Raw genomic sequence first — 15,772 nt, 5'->3', positions numbered from 1 at the left:
GCTCTAGCCGGGCCCGTACGCCGAGCGGATACCCACCCGCTGGCTGCTCAGCATCTGCGAGGGCGGGCTGCCGATCGAGCGCATCCAGGTGCGGCTGAAGTGCGCCGAGTCGGCGAAGCCGGAGCTGACGGCGATCTGCGTGAGGTTGAGCCCCTGGCCGGCCATCATCGCGGCGAGGTCGAGCTTGCGCGAGATGGCATACATGCGCAGCGTAATGCCCATCTGCTGCGAGAAGAGGTGCGACAGCCGGTGGTACGACAGGTCGACCTCGTCGGCCAGGCGTTTCATCGAGGTGTTGGGGGCTTCATCGAGCAGCTCGCGCACGCGCTCGATGCGGGGGTCGAGCGCCGGGGCCTCGACGCGAGTGCAGCGGGTGCGCTCCATCACGAGGCTCGCCGTGGCCGACGCTTCACCCGGGGTCAGGAGGCCGGCGCGTGCAGCGTGAAAACGCTCGTCGCAGTCGGCGAACAGCGCCCTGGGCAGCGGCCAGGCATCGACCGGCTCGGGGTTGGTGCTGAAGGCACGGAAGACCTCGTGCGTGGGGCACAACCCGATGCTCACGATGGGCGTGTGCGCCGCGTCGAGGCAGCGCCAGACGCCGGGGCGCACCAGGAAGGCCTGCCCGCTCTGCCGGCCACCGGCAACTTCGATCTCGAACGGCTCGCCCGTCAGCGACAGCAGGATCGACGCCGTCAGCCGCATCGACTCGTAGGCGAGGCCATCGCCGGCGAACAGGAAGCCGTGGCTGAAGATGTAGAGCCAGCCATCCTTCGACAGCGTCAGCAGACAGGAACTGAGGTTCAAAAGGGTAGACATGCTCAGGCTCGGTGCCTTCCCGTCGTGGCCAGTCTGCGGCTGGCTGAACTGAATAAAAAGACGCCCGTGAAAGGTGGAGACACCACGTGTTGGCGCGGGCGCCAGAAAAAGTTGTCGGTCGGAAACAAAACCATTTTCAGACGCCCGTGCACTGATGTATTGCATGTTCTTGCGCTCTCTGGAACGACCTGCCTATCGTTTTCCCCCGGGGGGTTTGTATTGACCTGCCGGAAGACGCCGTCAGCACACCACCTTTGATGCACCGCAAGGTGAATGGCGGCAGCCGCCGGTAGCCTCGCCCGCCATGACTGCGCCTTCACCTCTGCCGCACACGCTGCCCTCCATCGACCCCGCCCTCGCGCCGCTGCTGCTGCGCAGCGGCCTGGCTCCCATGACGCTCGCCGGCCGCGAGCTGCTGCCGGTGGTGCAGGGCGGCATGGGCGTGGGCATCTCGGCGCACCGGCTGGCCGGCGCGGTGGCGGGTTGGGGCGGGGTGGGGACGATCTCGTCGGTCGACCTGCGCCGCCATCACCCCGACCTGATGGCGCGAACCCAGGGCCTGGCGGCGAAGATCGGCCACGAGGCCGAAGCCAAGGCCTGCATCGACGCCGCCAACCTCGAAGCGCTGTCGCGCGAGATCCGGGCCGCACGTGAGGCGGCGCGAGGCAAGGGTATGGTCGCAATCAACGTGATGCGTGCGGTGAGCGAATATGCGGCCTCGGTACGACACGCGCTCGAATGCGGCATCGACGCGGTGGTGGTCGGCGCCGGCTTGCCGCTCGACCTGCCGGACCTGGCACAGGACCACCCGCGGGCGGCGCTGATCCCGATCCTGTCCGACGCCCGCGGCGTGCAGCTCATCGTGCGCAAGTGGGAGCGCAAGAAGCGCATGCCCGATGCCATCGTCATCGAGCACCCGCGCCTGGCCGGCGGCCACCTTGGCGCGGCGCGCATTGCCGACCTCCACGACGCGCGCTTCGACTTCGAGAACGTGCTGCCGCAGGCGCGGGAGTTCCTGCGCTCGGCTGGCCTCGAGCGCGAGGTGCCGCTCATCGCCGCCGGCGGTGTGCGCAGCCACGATGACATCGCCCGCCTGCAGCGGCTCGGCGCCGCCGGCGTGCAGCTGGGCACGCCGTTCGCCGTGACCGAGGAGTGCGACGCCGACCCCGAATTCAAGCGTGTGCTGGCAGAGGCGCGCGACGAAGACATGGTCGAGTTCACGAGCGTGGCCGGCCTGCCGGCGCGCGCCGTCGGCACACCCTGGCTGCGCGCGTATCTGAGGATCGAAGACCGTCTCCAGACCGTGGCCCATGTGCGCAAGCGCTGCACCAAGGCCTTCGACTGCCTGGCGCAGTGCGGGCTGCGCGACGGGCTGCCCGGCTGGGGCCAGTTCTGCATCGACCACCAGCTGGGTGCGGCACTGCGTGGGGACGTGAAGAAGGGCCTCTTCTTCCGCGGTGTGGGGGCGCTGCCCTTCGGGGCGCAGATCCGCAGCGTGCGCGAGCTGCTGGAGCGGCTGCTCAGCCCGTTGCCGGCCGCCGCCTGACCGCGACGCAACTAACACCGCGCCGCCGCGGCTGCCGCGACCGCGCCGCATGCCCCTACCCATGCAAGGCTTGACAGGTGCGGCGCCTGGCGCCGGATGCTCCAATGGTTCACGCCAATCCCACAGTACCCTTGCATGGACGCTGCGGCTGCCGACGCCTCCTTCGATGCCGCCACCCTGTTCGCCCAGGAGCTGCCTGACGCCTGCATGGTGCTCAGCCCCGATGGGCGCGTGGAGCACTGGAGCCGCGGGGCGCAGGCCACCTTCGGCTATGCCGGCGAAGAAGCCATCGGCCGCAATGTGCAGGACCTGGTGGTACCGCAAGACCGGGTTGCCGAGCAGCTCAAGGCGCTGAGCGACACCGTCAACGCCCGCTCCGTCACCTACGAATCGGTGCGCCGCCGCAAAGACGGCTCGATGCTGTGCGTCGACGTCACCACCAAGCTGCTCTCGGCCACGGGCCGGCCCTTGATCCTGATGTCGGAGAAGGACGTGACCGAGATCAAGGTGCAGCGCGACGCCAAGCTGATGGAGGCGCGCTTTCGCGACCTGCTCGAATCCACCCCCGACGGCATCGTGATGGCCAACCCGACCGGCCACATCGTGATCGCCAACGGCCAGGCCGAGAGCCTTTTCGGCTATGAGCCGGGCGAGCTGCGCGGAAAGCCCGTCGACATCCTGCTGCCCGAGCGCTACCGCCGATCGCACGTGGTGCACCGCTCCAACTACTTCCTGCAGCCGCGCAAGCGCGCCATGGGCTCCGGGCTCGACCTCGCCGGCGTGCGCAAAGACGGCACCGAATTCCCCATCGAGATCAGCCTCTCGCCGCTGCGCACCGAAGAAAACGCCTTCGTGATGAGCGCCATCCGCGACATCAGCGAACGCAAGCGATTCGAGCGGGCGCTGCAGGAAAAGAACGTCGAACTCGCCACCGCCAACCAAGCCAAGGACCGCTTCCTCGCGAGCATGAGCCACGAGCTGCGCACGCCGCTCAACGCCATCATCGGCTTCACCGGCACGCTGCTGATGGGGCTGCCGGGGCCGCTCACGCCCGACCAGTACAAGCAGCTGCGCACCGTGCAGACGAGCGCGCGCCACCTGCTCGCGCTCATCAACGACCTGCTCGACGTGGCCAAGATCGAGGCCGGCAAGGTCGATCTGGCGATGGCCCCGGTCGACTGCTGCGCGGTCATCGACGAAACGGTGGCCACGCTGCGAAACCAGGCCGAGACCAAGGGCCTGCAGCTGAGCGCGGTGCTGCCCGCGACGCCGCTCGTGTGGATGACCGACCGCCGCGCGCTCAGCCAGATCGTGCTCAACCTTGCCGGCAACGCGGTGAAGTTCACCGACGCCGGCAGCGTGACGGTCACGCTGCGCGAGGACGAGGGTGCGCTGCTGGTCGTGTTCGACGACACCGGCGTGGGCATCGCACCGGACGAGCAGGCCAAGCTCTTCGCGCCGTTCAGCCAGGCCGGCAGCATGCGCCCGCGCGCTGCCGAAGGCACCGGCCTCGGGCTGCATCTGAGCCAGCGCCTGGCCGAACTCCTGGGCGGGCGCATCACCTTCGAGAGCACCCCCGGCCAGGGCAGCCGCTTCACGCTGCGGCTCGCGCCGCGCAACGCATGAGGGCCCCGCCATGGCACGCATCCTCGTCATCGAAGACAACCAGGCCAACCTGGATCTCGCCCAGTACCTGCTGGAACACCGCGGGCACCAGGTGCTCGTCGCGACCGACGGACAGATGGGCTTGGCCATGGCGCGCCGCGAGCGGCCGGAGCTCATCGTCTGCGACCTGCAGATGCCGGTGCTCGACGGCTATGGCGTGCTCGAACAGCTCAGGCGTGACGCCGCCATGGCCGGCATCCCGGTCGTGGCGGTGACGGCCTTTTCGATGTCGGGCGACGAAGAGAAGGTGCGGATGGCCGGATTCGACGGCTACTTCTCCAAGCCCATCGAGCCCGAAACCTTCGTGGCCCAGATCGAGGCCTTCCTGCCCTCGGCCTGAGGGTTGCTGGGGCAGAGTGCCATGGCCCGCGTGCTCGTCGTCGATGACCATGCCGCCAATCGCGAGCTGATCGCCACGCTGCTCGGCTACGCGGGGCACCGGGTCGACGAGGCCGCCGACGGTGCCGAGGCGCTGCAGAAGGTGCGTGACGCCCAGCCCGCGCTCGTCATCTGCGACATCCTCATGCCCACGATGGACGGCTACGAGTTCGTGCGCCGCCTGCGCGCCGACCCTGCCATCGCGCACACCGAGGTGGTGTTCTGCACCGCCACCTTCATGGAGAGCGAGGCTCGCACGCTCGCTGCGTCGTGCGGCGTGAGCCAGATCCTCTTCAAGCCCTGCGAGCCGCAGGACATCCTCGACGTGGTGCAGGCCGCACTGGCCCAACAGGTGCGGGTGCCCAGCCCCGCGCCTGCCATCGACGACTTCGACCGCGAGCACCTGCGCCTGGTCACCGACAAGCTGGTGGCGCAGTCGAACGAGCTGCGCCATGCCCACCAGCGGCTGTCGGCGCTGACCGAGCTTCAACCTGCGGCTGGCCTCCGAGCGCGACCCCTTCCTGCTGCTGAGCCAGGTGTGCCGCGGTGCTCGCGACCTGATCGGCGCGCGCTATGCCATCCTCGGCGTGCGCCACAAGAACGGCCGCGAGAGCGCGCATTTCGCCAGCTGGGGCTTCGAACCCGAGGCCGCAGGCCCGTTCGACCCGCGCGACCTGGCCGCCGGCGTGCTGGGCAGCGTGATGCACGAGCGCACGACGCGCCGCTTCCTCAACCCCTCGGGCGACCCGGTGCGCCTGGGCTTCCCGGGGAGCTGCCCCCCGTTCACGAGCGGCCTGGTCGCCCCGATCGTGTCGCTGCACCAGTCGTATGGCTGGATCCTGCTGATCGACAAGCTCGGCGCCGAGGCCTTCAGCGACGAAGACGAGCACCTGCTGGGCATCCACGCCGCGCAGGCCGGCCGCATCTACGAGAACGGCAGCCTCTACCTCGCCATGAAGCACAGCGCCGAGCAGCTGCAGATCGCCAACGAGACGCTGGAGCAGCGCGTGGAGAGCCGCACCGCGCAGTTGCGCGAGATCATCGGCGGCCTGGAGAGTTTCAACCGCACCGTCTCGCACGACCTGCGCGGCCCGTTGGGCGGCATTGCCGGTGCGTCGCGCAAGGCCGCCGAATACCTTGGCAGCGGCCAGGCGGAACGCGCCGCGCAGATGCTGGAGCTGATTGCCAAGAGTGCCGAGCGCACCGAGCATCTCGTCAACGCGCTGCTGGCGCTGGCCCGCGTGAGCGAGACCGACTTGCACCGCCAGCGTGTCGACACCCAGGCCCTGGTGCGCGACGTGGTGGACCAGCTGCCGCAGCCGGCCGGCCGGCCGCCGGTGCCGGTGGTGATCGGCGAGCTGCCCGAGGTCGATGCCGACCCCACGCTGCTGCGCCAGGTCTTCGTCAACCTGATCGGCAATGCGTTGAAGTTCGCGAGTGCCGGGTCGTCGCCGCAGGTGGAGGTGGGCGCAACGCTGGAGCAGGGCCGCACGGTCTTCTTCGTGCGCGACAACGGCGTGGGCTTCAGCAGCGCGCAGGCCGAGCGGCTCTTCCAGCCCTTTCAGCGCCTGCATGGCGCGCGCTACGAAGGCTTCGGCTTGGGGCTGTCGATCGTCAAGCGCATCGTCGAGCGCCATCAGGGCCGCATCTGGGCCGAGGGCCGGCCGGGGCAGGGCGCGAGCTTCCACTTCAGCGTCACGCGCTGATCGAAAAAGGAACAAATTCGCACGGACCTAGGGTTAACTATGACTAAAAACGAACCAAATGAATCTACAAACGAAAGAAAGGGAAAACAAACGATCAAGCCTGGTTCCGAACAGGCGACCGGAGACAGACCATGGGTGAAGTACCAATCCCACGCGATGCGGCGCGAGGGTGCCCGACCGATCAGCCGCCTCGCGTGTGCGAGTTGCACGCTCAACAGGCCGCCGACCTGCATGACACCGTGCGGCGCCTGCGCAGTTTCAACCAGGGGGTGTCGCACGACCTGCGCGGGCCGCTGGGGGCGCTGAGCGGCATCACCCGGCTCGCGATGCACGCGATCGAACGCAGCGACACCCCACGGGCCCTGCGGCTGCTGTCGACCACCGCGCTGCAGACCGATGCGCTGTGCGAGCTGGTGGTGGAACTGCTTGCCGTCGCCGAGGGTGACCGCCTGCCTGAAGAGCGCCTCGACCTGTGCGATGTCGTGCACGAAGCGATCGAGCACCTGACGCTCGGCAGTGCGGCACCGCCGCCTCCGATTGAGGTGGCACCTCTCTTTGCGGTACGCGGCTCGCGCGTGCTGCTGCGGCAGGTGTTCGTCAACCTGCTCGGCAACGCGATGAAGTTCACCCGCGAGCGTGCACAGCCCGTGATCGAGGTCGGTCTCGATGACGACGGCTCGGTCTTCGTGCGCGACAACGGCACCGGCTTCGACGCGTCAGCGGCCAGCCGGCTCTTCGAACCCTTCCAGCGCCTGCACGACGGTGCGCACCCCGGCACCGGCATCGGCCTGAGCCTGGTGCGGCGCATCGTCGAGCGCCACGGCGGCCGGGTGTGGGCGCAGTCCGCCCCGGGCGAAGGCGCTTGCTTTCATCTCACGCTCACCCCGGCCGACTGACGGCCGGCCCCACCGCAATCAACGGAACCCCACGACATGAACCGCTTTCGCAATCTTTCGGTCGGCCAGCGGCTGACGCTCGGTTTCGGCGCCTGCGGCGCGCTGCTCGTGCTCATCGCGGCCTTCGCCTGGTGGGTCATCGTCACCATGAAACAGAGCGTCGACGTCATCGTGACGGAGAACAACCGCAAGAGCGAGCTGGCGTGGCACATGCGCGCCGACCTGGAGGCCGTGGCGCGCTCGGTGCGCACCGTCATCGTCACGCGTGACGCCGAGGTGCAGGCCAAGCAACGCGAGACACAGGCAGCCGCACGCAGCCGTTTCGACCCCGCGCACGAGGCGCTGGGACGCCTGCTGGTCGATGACGAAGAGCGTGCGCTGCACGCAAAGATCGGCCAGTTGCGCGGCGTGGTGCTGCCCCTGCTCGACGAGGTGATGGACCAGGCCTCGCGCGGCATGAAAGAGATGGCCAGCGAGACGCTGATCGAGAAAGTGCAGGGCCCGCAGACCGAGTGGATCGATGCGATGCAATCGCTCATCGACCTGCAGGCGCGCCGCACGGCCGAGCGGGTCGATGCGGTGGCCAAGCAGCAGCGGCTGACGAGCATGGCGCTGCTCGGCGGCATGGCCCTGGCGGTGCTTCTCAGCTTCGCCATGGGCGCGGCCATCACCCGCACGCTGGTGCGCCAGCTCGGTGGCGAGCCGCGCTATGCACGCGACGTGGCGCGGCGCATCGCGGCCGGCGACCTGGGCGAGTCGATCCGGCTGCGCCCCGGAGACCGCGAGAGCCTGCTCGCGGCCATGACCGAGATGCAGCTGTCCCTGCGCGCGGTGGTCTCGGGCATCCAGCAGTCGGCCGATGCCGTGCTCGCCGCGAGCGCCGAGATCGCGCAGGGCAACCAGGACCTGAGCGCGCGTACCGAACAGCAGGCGGCGAACCTGCAGCGCACGAGCAGTGCGATGACCGAGCTGACGGAGACGGTGCGCCACAGCACCGCGTCGGCGCGGCAGGCGAGCGAGCTGGCGGCATCGGCCTCGGGCGTTGCGGCCCGCGGCAGCGAGGCGGTGGGCGAGGTGGTGCAACGCATGACGGAGATCCAGGCGTCGAGCCAGCGCATCACCGAGATCATCGGCGTCATCGACGGGATCGCGTTCCAGACCAACATCCTCGCGCTCAATGCGGCTGTCGAGGCTGCACGGGCCGGCGAGCAAGGGCGCGGTTTCGCGGTGGTCGCGAGCGAGGTGCGCTCGCTGGCCCAGCGCAGCGCCGAGGCGGCCAAGGAAATTGCAGCGCTCATCTCCGAAAGCGTCGAGCGGGTCGAGGGCGGCAACCGCCTGGTGGTACAGGCCGGCACCACGATGGCCGAGATCGTGCAGCGTGTGCGCGAGGTCTCGACACTGATGAACGAGATCACCACCGCATCGGTGCAGCAGGAGAGCGGCATCGGCGACATCGGCAAGGCGGTGTACGACCTCGACACGACGACGCAGCACAACGCCGCACTGGTGGAAGAAAACGCCGCCGCGGCCGGCAGCTTGCGCGAGCAGGCCACGCGGCTGGCGCAGACGGTGGGGCAGTTCCGGCTCGACGAGGCCGCCGTCACGCAGGCCGATGCGGCCCCGTCACCGGCGCCGCTGGCATTGGACAGCGTGCCGGCGTAGCGAGGCGCGCCAGTCGGGCCTGCCCTCGACGGGCACAAGGTCTTGCGGTGGGTCAAGCCGGCGCGCTGCGGCACAGTGCGCTGATCGACGTCAAGGACGCCGCGCATCCCGCGGCCGTACCGTGCGCACCCACCAGGAGAGCCGCGACATGCACGAGACCACCGCCCCCTTCGTCCCCACCCGCGCCAACCTGCCGGCGCAGGAGATCAGCGACGAGGTGCTGATCGAGAAATACGCCAAGGGCGACGAGCGCAGCATCGCCGCCGTGTGCCAGCGCGTGGCGCGCGCGCTGGCGCAGGCCGAGCCGGGCGCCGCGCGTGCGCAGTGGGAAGAGCGCTTTGCGCAGGCGCTGCGCCAGGGCTTTGTGCCGGCGGGGCGCATCCAGTCGGCGGCCGGGACCGAACTGTCGGCCACCCTCATCAACTGCTTCGTGCAGCCGGTGGGCGACTCGATCTCGCACGTGGACGACGGCCATCCCGGCATCTACATCGCGCTCACCGAAGCGGCCGAGACCATGCGCCGCGGCGGTGGCGTGGGCTACGACTTCAGCCGCATCCGCCCGCGCGGCGCGTGGGTGGGCAGCACGCAGAGCAGCGCCTCGGGGCCGGTGAGCTACATGCGCGTGTTCGACCGCTCCTGCGAGACGGTGGAATCGGCTGGGGCGCGGCGCGGCGCGCAGATGGGCGTGCTGCGCTGCGACCACCCCGACATCGAGGAGTTCATCCACGCCAAGGATGAAGGCGACCTGAAGAACTTCAACATCTCGGTCGGCGTGACCGACGCCTTCATGGAGGCGGTGCAGGCCGACACCGACTTCGCGCTCGTGCACCGCGCCGAGCCCGGCCCCGCGCAGAAGGAAGCCGGCGCGCACCAGGCGGGCGGGCAGTGGGTGTACCGCAAGGTGAGGGCGCGCGACCTTTGGGAACAGGTCATGCGCTCCACCTACGACCACGCCGAGCCCGGTGTGCTCTTCCTCGACCGCATCAACGCCGACAACAACCTGTGGTACTGCGAGACGATCGCCAGCACCAACCCCTGCGCCGAGCAGCCCCTGCCTCCGTACGGCTGCTGCTGCCTCGGCTCCATCGACCTCACGCGTTTCGTGATCGACCCTTTCGAGCCCACGGCGCGCTTCGATGACGAAGGTTTCGCCAAGCTGTGCAAGGTGTCGGTGCGCATGCTCGACAACGTGCTCGACGTGACGGTGTGGCCCTTGCCGCAGCAGCACGAGGAGGCGCGCAACAAGCGCCGCGTGGGGCTCGGCTTCACCGGCCTGGGCGACGCGCTCATCATGCTCAACCAGCGCTACGACACGCCTGAGGCACGCGCCACCGCGCGCCGCATTTCCGAGCTGATGCGCGATGCGGCGTACGACGCCTCCGTCGACCTCGCGCAGGAGCGTGGCGCCTTCCCGCTCTTCAATGCCGATCTCTTCCTGCGCAAGGGCAACTTCGCCTCGCGCCTGCCGCAGCGCCTGCGCGAACGCATCCGCCAGCACGGGCTGCGCAATTCGCACCTGCTGTCGATCGCGCCCACCGGCACCATCAGCCTCGCCTTCGCCGACAACGCGAGCAACGGCATCGAGCCGCCGTTCAGCTGGAGCTACACCCGCAAGAAGCGAATGCCCGACGGCAGCTTCAAGGAGTACGCGGTGGAAGACCACGCCTGGCGCCTCTACCGCCACCTGAAGGGCCGCGATGCGCCGCTCACGCCGGCTTTCGTGACGGCGCTCGAGATGAGCGCGCAGGACCACGCCGCGATGGTGGCGGCGGTGGCGCCCTGCATCGACACCGCCATCTCCAAGACGGTCAACGTGCCCGCCGACTACCCGTATGCCGACTTCCAGAACCTCTACATGCAGGCCTGGCAGTCGAGCCTGAAGGGTCTGGCCACCTATCGGCCGAACGCGGTGCTGGGCTCGGTGCTCAGCACCACGCCGCAGGCGCCCGCGGTGATGACGCTCAACGACGCCAACCAGCGCCTCGCGCTCGACCGGCTGCCGGCACCGGTGCTGTCGTCGCTGCGCTGGCCGGGCCGGCCCGAGCTGCCCGGTGGCAACGCGGCCTGGACCTTCATGGTTCACCACCCGTTCGGCGAGTTCGCGCTCTTCGTCGGCGAGCTGGCCGGTGAAGACGGTGCGCCCAAGCCCTTCGAGGTGTGGGTCAATGGCGCCGAGCAGCCGCGCGGCCTGGGGGCGCTGGCCAAGACCCTGTCGATGGACCTGCGCGCCAACGACCCGGCGTGGCTTCAGTTGAAGCTCGACGCGCTGGCGACCGTGGCCGAAGAGCGTGCATTCGAGATGCCGTTCCCGCCGAGCGGCGAGCGGCGCCTCTTCCCCGGCGTGGTGGCCGCCACCGCGGCGGTGATCCGCTGGCGCTGCGAGCAGCTCAAGGCGCTGCCGCGACTGGGCAGCAAGTCGCCCACGCCGGTGATCGACGCGATGTTTGCCAGAGACGAGCCGCACACCGGCCCGTCGGGCACGCTCGCCTGGGCGGTCGACGTGCACAACCCGGCCACCGACGAAGCCTTCACGCTCACGCTGAAGGAGGTGACGCTCCCCGGCCCCGACGGCGTGGCCGTCACGCGCCCGTGCGCGGTGGGCTTCTCGGGCAACTATCCGCGCGCGCTCGATGGCCTCGCACGTGTGCTCTCGCTCGACATGCGCGTGGTCGACCCGGCGTGGATCGGCATGAAGCTGCGCAAGCTGCTCAACTACGCCGAGCCGCTCGGCCACTTCATGGCCTTCGTGCCCGGCCTCCCGCACGGCGAGCGCCGCCAGCAGACCTGGCCGTCGACGGTGGCCTACCTGGCGCGGCTCATCATCCACCGCTACGCCATGCTGGGCGTGCTCACCGAAGCCGGCTACCCGGTGCGCGACATGGGCGTGCTCGAAGCACCGCAAGACCAGCCGGGCGCCATGCCCCACCTCATCAGCGGCAAGGTGTGCCCCGAGTGTGGCAACCCCAACGTGATCCACAAGGACGGCTGCGACTTCTGCACGGCCTGCGGCTACGTCGGTCAGTGCGGTTGAAGCTGCGGCGGCAGCGACTGGGCGGTGACCCGCAAGGTCGGGGCCTTCGGAAGGGGCAGCGTGCTCGATCAATGGGCATGGCGAGCATCCGATCCGCTCGCGCCGAACACGGTCGCCTCGATGCGAGCGAGAAGCTCGCTCACGCGGGCGGTGTCGGTCGTGTATTCGGGGTGTGCGCGGAACAGCTGCGCGGCGGACTGCAGGTGGCGGATGTCGTGAAGGCCTTGGCGTGCCAGGGCGTCATGCAGCGCCGGTGCGTTGGCGCCCCCGGACAGCGGCCGCTGTTTCAGCCACTCGACGCGGTGCTCGTCCAGCGCCTGGATCTGGCGGTCGCAGACGCAGCGTGCCCGGGGCGACACGAGCCCGCAATGGGCCTCCACGAAGTCGCGCACGGCCTGGCGTGCACGCGCCAGTTGCTGGCGCAGTGCCGCAGGCGATACGCCGGCCACCTTCGCGGCTTCGGGGCCGTCCAGGTCCATCACTTCGCAGAGAACGTACGCCAGGCGCTGTGCATCGGGCAGCGCCATCAGCATGCCTTGCGTGCAGACGAGGGCGAGTTCGACCACGGCCACCCGGTGTTCCGGACTGACCGAGTCCACGGGTGGCGGTAGACCTTCGGCTCGATCGATGCCGGAGTCCAGATCGAGGCCCAGCTCGGTGAAGTTGCGCTCCTGACGCCGGCGCGCGCCGGCGCGCTTCTCGTCGAGCAGCGCGTTGGCGGCGATGCGGTACACCCAGGTGGAGAAGCGGCTGTCGCCCCGGTAGTCCGACAGGTGGGTGGCCACGCGCAACAGGATCTCCTGGGTGGCGTCGAGCGCGTCTTCCCGGCGGCCGAGCATGCGAAGCGCGAGGTTGAAGATCAGCGGCTGGACCGCCAGCAGCAGGCGTTCGAGCGAGCGTGCGCTGCCCTGCATCGCCTGTTCGAGGTCCGTCCGAATGGAAGCTTCGTCGAGGTTCATCGCTTCTCCTTGCCGTGCTGGGTGCTTCCCACCCAGGTGAGTTGCTGCATGGTCAGGGCCAGACGTCCGTCGGGCCACCAGATGGCGCCGCGCTCGAGTCCGAAGCCATCGGTTTGAGCGTCTTCTTGATAGCACGCCGCGAAGAAGCCGTCGAGACCGGGTGACCCGGGGCAGCTCTCGTGGAACACCACCTGCATCGACACCGTGCTCACGGGCACCGGCTCGCTCAGCGTGGCCCAGCGCGGCGGATACCAGGCATCGGCGAGCATCAGCAACCCGGCAGGCGAGCGTGGCAACGGCAGCCGCGAACGGACCCAGCCTCCGGAGCGCGCCCTGCGGTCTTGCGCAAAAGGTGCGCCGAACGCCACCCGGTGGTCGAAGGTCCCGACGAAGGCGGCCAGTGCGTCGAGCCTGTCCAGGCGCGGGAGTGTCTCTGGGGCTGGCAGTGACGGCCGAGGCAGCGCTGCGGCCTGCGTCGTCGCACCCGCAGGGGCAAAGATCGCCTCCGCGGTGACGGCTGTCGTCGCTTCGCCCTCAGGCCGCATCGTGGCTCTCAGGGCCGCGATGCGCCGCTGCACACGCAGCGGTTCGATGTCGATCTCGACCCGTCCCGCCGGCACGCGGCCCAGGAAGTTCAACGAGATCGACTTCATCGTCCAGCCCGCAGGCGCCCCGCGTTCCATGGCCACGCCGGCCAATGCGGCCAGCCAGCCGCCGAAGGGGCCGATCTGGTTCCAGTAGCGCGGGTCGGTGAGGGTGCTGTAGCGGTTGACGCCTTGTGCCTGGAGGTTGAAGTCGGTCGCCATGACGAAGTCCTTTGCGGTGTTTCAGCTTGGACGTTCGACGAACCTTCGGTGTGACAGGGCGCTGCAGGCCGCAACGGCACCGCTCGGCCGAGGCTTGCTCATCGTCGGAGCGGGCCGCCTGCACACCACGGCGTTGCGACTGGCGTGATCCGTTGAGCGACCCGTTCCGTGCCGGCGAGATGTCACACACATGCGACCCGCGTCGTCCAAGCACTTGTCGGCCCGCCCGACGCACCACTCAACCCCACGAGGACTTTCCATGAACGCATCCACACTCTTCACTCAACGGCCCTTCGATGTGCAGGTCTTGGCCAATGGCATCGACATCACGGCAAAAACTCCGGTCGTCGGCGTCTTCTATGACGCCGATGGCACCGGAACCCGCACGCTTCGGGACGGCCGCGCAACAAGCGGCCGGTGGCGATTCCTCAACCCCGAACAGACCCAGATCGAAGTCGTGGGCCCCGAAGGGACGTCCCGCTGGGTGATCGTCGAGCTGAACGAGGCCGTGTACCGCAAGGTGAACATCGATACCGGTGTCGAGTTCATCCACCGGCCCCGCGCGAAGTCCGCTTGAGCCGGGTCCACCTCGTCATGATCGAGTCCAGGCCGAGCCGCCGCCTGCGGTGCGCGATCGAGGAGCTGAACCGTGTTCAGCCTCTGGTCACGCGCCGTCCGGCACCGACGCCTCGATCGTGTCGGCCTCGACGGCCACCGGCGTGTAGCCCGCATCGGCAATGGCTTCGCGCAGCGACTGCGCGTCGGCCTCGGTTGGCTCGACCATCACGAGGCGCTTCGGCAGGTCGATGGTGACCCTGGCAGCGTGGTCGGCAGACCTCAGCGATTTGGTGATCTTGCTGGCGCAATGGCCGCAGGTCATGTCGTTGACTTCGAAGGCAATCAAGAGGCTCTCCTTGTGGATTGGTGGGTGACAAGGCACGGACTCTCGTGCTTGCCTCCAAGGGAAGGTCAAGTCGCCACGCAGCTGCCGCCGATGCCGCACCACTTGACCTTCCCGCAGCGTCAATCCTCAGCATTCCGGCATCCACATCACAGGAGCCGACTCATGAATGCCTCTCACACACCTGCCGCGCCTTCTCAGCGCGGCCTTCCTTTCACCCTGGCGACCGGCAGCCTGGCCGCGCTGGCTGCAGCCGTGCTCACGGCCTGCCAGCCGGCGGTGCCCGAGGCGCAGGCCGCTCAATCTGCGCTTGCCGAGGCCCCAACGGTGCCGGTGGCCGCGGTACGGGTGCTCTCGATCGACGCCGGACCGACGCAAGTGGCTCGCGTGGAAGCCGCCCAGCACGTCGAACTGCAGGCCCGCGTGTCCGGTCCGATCGACTCGGTGCTTTTCCGCGAGGGCGACACCGTCCGCGCCGGCCAGCCGCTTTTCCAGATCGATCCGAAGCCCTACGACGCCGCGCTCGCCCGCGCGCGTGCCGAACTGCAGCTCGCGAAGGCGCGTGAGGCGCTGACGGCCGCCGAAGCGGCGCGCGCGCGCCAGCTCCACACCGAAGACGCCATGGCGGCCGAGGAGATGGAGCGCCGCGTCGCTGCCCATGCCGAAGCACAGGCGCGGCGTGCGGCGGCCGAAGCCGCGCTGCAGACGGCGCAGCTCGAGCGCGACTTCACGCTTGTGCGCGCACCGATCAACGGCCGCATCGGCCGTGCGCTGGTCACCTCGGGCAACTTCGTCGCCGCGGGCGGCAACCCGACGCCCCTGGCCACGCTGGTGAGCGTGGCACCGCTGCACGTGCACATCGACGTGGCCGATCGCGCCGTGCTGCAGCGCCTTGCCGAGACCCGAGGCGCCAAGGGGTGGAGCGCGCGAATCCTCGACGCCGATGGCCGGCGCGAGCTGGCCCAGGCCCCCATCGACTTCAGCAACCACTCCATCGATGCCGCGACCGGCACGGTGCGACTGCGTGCCCGCGTGGAGACGGCGGTTCCGGGGCTGATGCCGGGCCAGTACGTCCGCACGCAGCTCGCGACCGGCGCGACCCAGCCCGTGCTCGTGGTGCCCGACAAGGCCGTGGGCACCGATCAGGGCCGCCGCTTCGTGCTGGTGGTGGGCGAGGCCGGCCAGGTCAAGTACCGCCCGATCACCGTCGCCGGTGTCCATGGCGCCGACCGCATCGTGACCGACGGCTTGAAGGTCGGCGAGCAGGTCATCGTTTCCGGTCTGATGAGGGTGCGACCCGGCATGGCGGTGAAACCGCAGCTGGCCGAGCGCGCTGCGGCACAGGGAAAGGCGCAGACCAGCGCTCAGCCCGACAACGCCCGTTCCTGAACGAGGAGTGATTTGCC

At 69.3% G+C, this 15,772-nt stretch carries 13 protein-coding genes and 1 pseudogene; 10 read left to right on the top strand and 4 right to left on the bottom strand.

The genetic code is table 11. The features are described 5' to 3' along the window. Window positions 1-3: 3 nt before the first annotated feature. Window positions 4-816 (bottom strand): helix-turn-helix domain-containing protein, encoded by an 813-nt coding sequence (locus LRS03_RS05900; RefSeq protein WP_257824462.1) that lies wholly within the window; start codon window positions 814-816, stop codon window positions 4-6. A gap of 304 nt (window positions 817-1,120) precedes the next feature. On the opposite strand from LRS03_RS05900, the gene LRS03_RS05895 reads away from it, so the two are divergent. The 8 genes and pseudogenes from LRS03_RS05895 (at window position 1,121) to LRS03_RS05865 (ending at window position 11,700) form a co-directional block, all read left to right on the top strand. After that, entirely contained in the window at window positions 1,121-2,362 is a 1,242-nt protein-coding gene (locus tag LRS03_RS05895; protein WP_374685038.1) for an NAD(P)H-dependent flavin oxidoreductase, read from the top strand. Window positions 2,363-2,497: 135 nt separating this feature from the next. Beyond that, complete coding sequence (locus tag LRS03_RS05890) at window positions 2,498-3,988, top strand: PAS domain-containing sensor histidine kinase (RefSeq protein WP_257824461.1); 1,491 nt, start codon at window positions 2,498-2,500, stop codon at window positions 3,986-3,988. Between the two features lie 10 nt (window positions 3,989-3,998). Further along, complete coding sequence (locus LRS03_RS05885) at window positions 3,999-4,367, top strand: response regulator (protein WP_257824460.1); 369 nt, start codon at window positions 3,999-4,001, stop codon at window positions 4,365-4,367. Between the two features lie 21 nt (window positions 4,368-4,388). Then, window positions 4,389-4,724: pseudogene (locus tag LRS03_RS26785) on the top strand (response regulator); the annotation flags it as partial. Window positions 4,725-4,941: 217 nt separating this feature from the next. After that, a complete protein-coding gene (locus LRS03_RS05880) occupies window positions 4,942-6,111 on the top strand; it encodes a sensor histidine kinase (RefSeq protein ID WP_257824459.1) in 1,170 nt (389 codons plus the stop codon). A 131-nt stretch (window positions 6,112-6,242) separates the two neighbouring features. After that, window positions 6,243-7,007 (top strand): sensor histidine kinase, encoded by a 765-nt coding sequence (locus LRS03_RS05875; RefSeq protein ID WP_257824458.1) that lies wholly within the window; start codon window positions 6,243-6,245, stop codon window positions 7,005-7,007. Between the two features lie 36 nt (window positions 7,008-7,043). Then, a complete protein-coding gene (locus tag LRS03_RS05870) occupies window positions 7,044-8,669 on the top strand; it encodes a methyl-accepting chemotaxis protein (RefSeq protein WP_257824457.1) in 1,626 nt (541 codons plus the stop codon). A 148-nt stretch (window positions 8,670-8,817) separates the two neighbouring features. After that, window positions 8,818-11,700: an adenosylcobalamin-dependent ribonucleoside-diphosphate reductase gene (locus LRS03_RS05865; RefSeq protein WP_257824456.1), complete on the top strand. Its 2,883-nt coding sequence runs from the start codon at window positions 8,818-8,820 to the stop codon at window positions 11,698-11,700. 68 nt (window positions 11,701-11,768) lie between these two features. Here the strand turns inward: LRS03_RS05865 and LRS03_RS05860 are convergent, their stop codons facing one another. Next, window positions 11,769-12,659, bottom strand: a complete 891-nt coding sequence (locus LRS03_RS05860; RefSeq protein WP_257824455.1) for an RNA polymerase sigma factor — start codon at window positions 12,657-12,659, stop codon at window positions 11,769-11,771. Further along, the gene (locus tag LRS03_RS05855; protein WP_257824454.1) at window positions 12,656-13,465 is read right to left on the bottom strand and encodes an acyl-CoA thioesterase; all 810 of its coding nucleotides are present in this window, start codon (window positions 13,463-13,465) and stop codon (window positions 12,656-12,658) included. The genes LRS03_RS05860 and LRS03_RS05855 overlap by 4 nt, the downstream gene beginning before the upstream one ends. A 259-nt stretch (window positions 13,466-13,724) precedes the next feature. Here LRS03_RS05855 and LRS03_RS05850 point away from each other — a divergent pair, with 259 nt between their 5' ends. Next, complete coding sequence (locus LRS03_RS05850) at window positions 13,725-14,042, top strand: hypothetical protein (protein WP_257824453.1); 318 nt, start codon at window positions 13,725-13,727, stop codon at window positions 14,040-14,042. 87 nt (window positions 14,043-14,129) lie between these two features. Here the strand turns inward: LRS03_RS05850 and LRS03_RS05845 are convergent, their stop codons facing one another. Continuing rightward, window positions 14,130-14,369: a heavy-metal-associated domain-containing protein gene (locus tag LRS03_RS05845; protein WP_257824452.1), complete on the bottom strand. Its 240-nt coding sequence runs from the start codon at window positions 14,367-14,369 to the stop codon at window positions 14,130-14,132. Between the two features lie 162 nt (window positions 14,370-14,531). Here LRS03_RS05845 and LRS03_RS05840 point away from each other — a divergent pair, with 162 nt between their 5' ends. Then, window positions 14,532-15,755, top strand: coding sequence for an efflux RND transporter periplasmic adaptor subunit (locus LRS03_RS05840; RefSeq protein ID WP_257824451.1), 1,224 nt, complete (start codon window positions 14,532-14,534; stop codon window positions 15,753-15,755). Window positions 15,756-15,772 lie beyond the last annotated feature (17 nt).

Source organism: Rhizobacter sp. J219 (assembly GCF_024700055.1).
In the GTDB taxonomy this organism is placed as follows: Bacteria; Pseudomonadota; Gammaproteobacteria; order Burkholderiales; family Burkholderiaceae_C; genus Rhizobacter.
Note: the sequence above shows the minus strand (reverse complement) of the source record. Positions and strands in the feature narration are given on the sequence as shown.

What these genes read in the sequence shown, in the direction of transcription:
- LRS03_RS05900 (WP_257824462.1), bottom strand. Translation starts at nt 816, where the DNA reads ATGTCTACCCTTTTGAACCTCAGTTCCTGTCTGCTGACGCTGTCGAAG.
- LRS03_RS05895 (WP_374685038.1), top strand. Translation starts at nt 1,121, where the DNA reads ATGACTGCGCCTTCACCTCTGCCGCACACGCTGCCCTCCATCGACCCC.
- LRS03_RS05890 (WP_257824461.1), top strand. Translation starts at nt 2,498, where the DNA reads ATGGACGCTGCGGCTGCCGACGCCTCCTTCGATGCCGCCACCCTGTTC.
- LRS03_RS05885 (WP_257824460.1), top strand. Translation starts at nt 3,999, where the DNA reads ATGGCACGCATCCTCGTCATCGAAGACAACCAGGCCAACCTGGATCTC.
- LRS03_RS05875 (WP_257824458.1), top strand. Translation starts at nt 6,243, where the DNA reads ATGGGTGAAGTACCAATCCCACGCGATGCGGCGCGAGGGTGCCCGACC.
- LRS03_RS05870 (WP_257824457.1), top strand. Translation starts at nt 7,044, where the DNA reads ATGAACCGCTTTCGCAATCTTTCGGTCGGCCAGCGGCTGACGCTCGGT.
- LRS03_RS05865 (WP_257824456.1), top strand. Translation starts at nt 8,818, where the DNA reads ATGCACGAGACCACCGCCCCCTTCGTCCCCACCCGCGCCAACCTGCCG.
- LRS03_RS05860 (WP_257824455.1), bottom strand. Translation starts at nt 12,659, where the DNA reads ATGAACCTCGACGAAGCTTCCATTCGGACGGACCTCGAACAGGCGATG.
- LRS03_RS05855 (WP_257824454.1), bottom strand. Translation starts at nt 13,465, where the DNA reads ATGGCGACCGACTTCAACCTCCAGGCACAAGGCGTCAACCGCTACAGC.
- LRS03_RS05850 (WP_257824453.1), top strand. Translation starts at nt 13,725, where the DNA reads ATGAACGCATCCACACTCTTCACTCAACGGCCCTTCGATGTGCAGGTC.
- LRS03_RS05840 (WP_257824451.1), top strand. Translation starts at nt 14,532, where the DNA reads ATGAATGCCTCTCACACACCTGCCGCGCCTTCTCAGCGCGGCCTTCCT.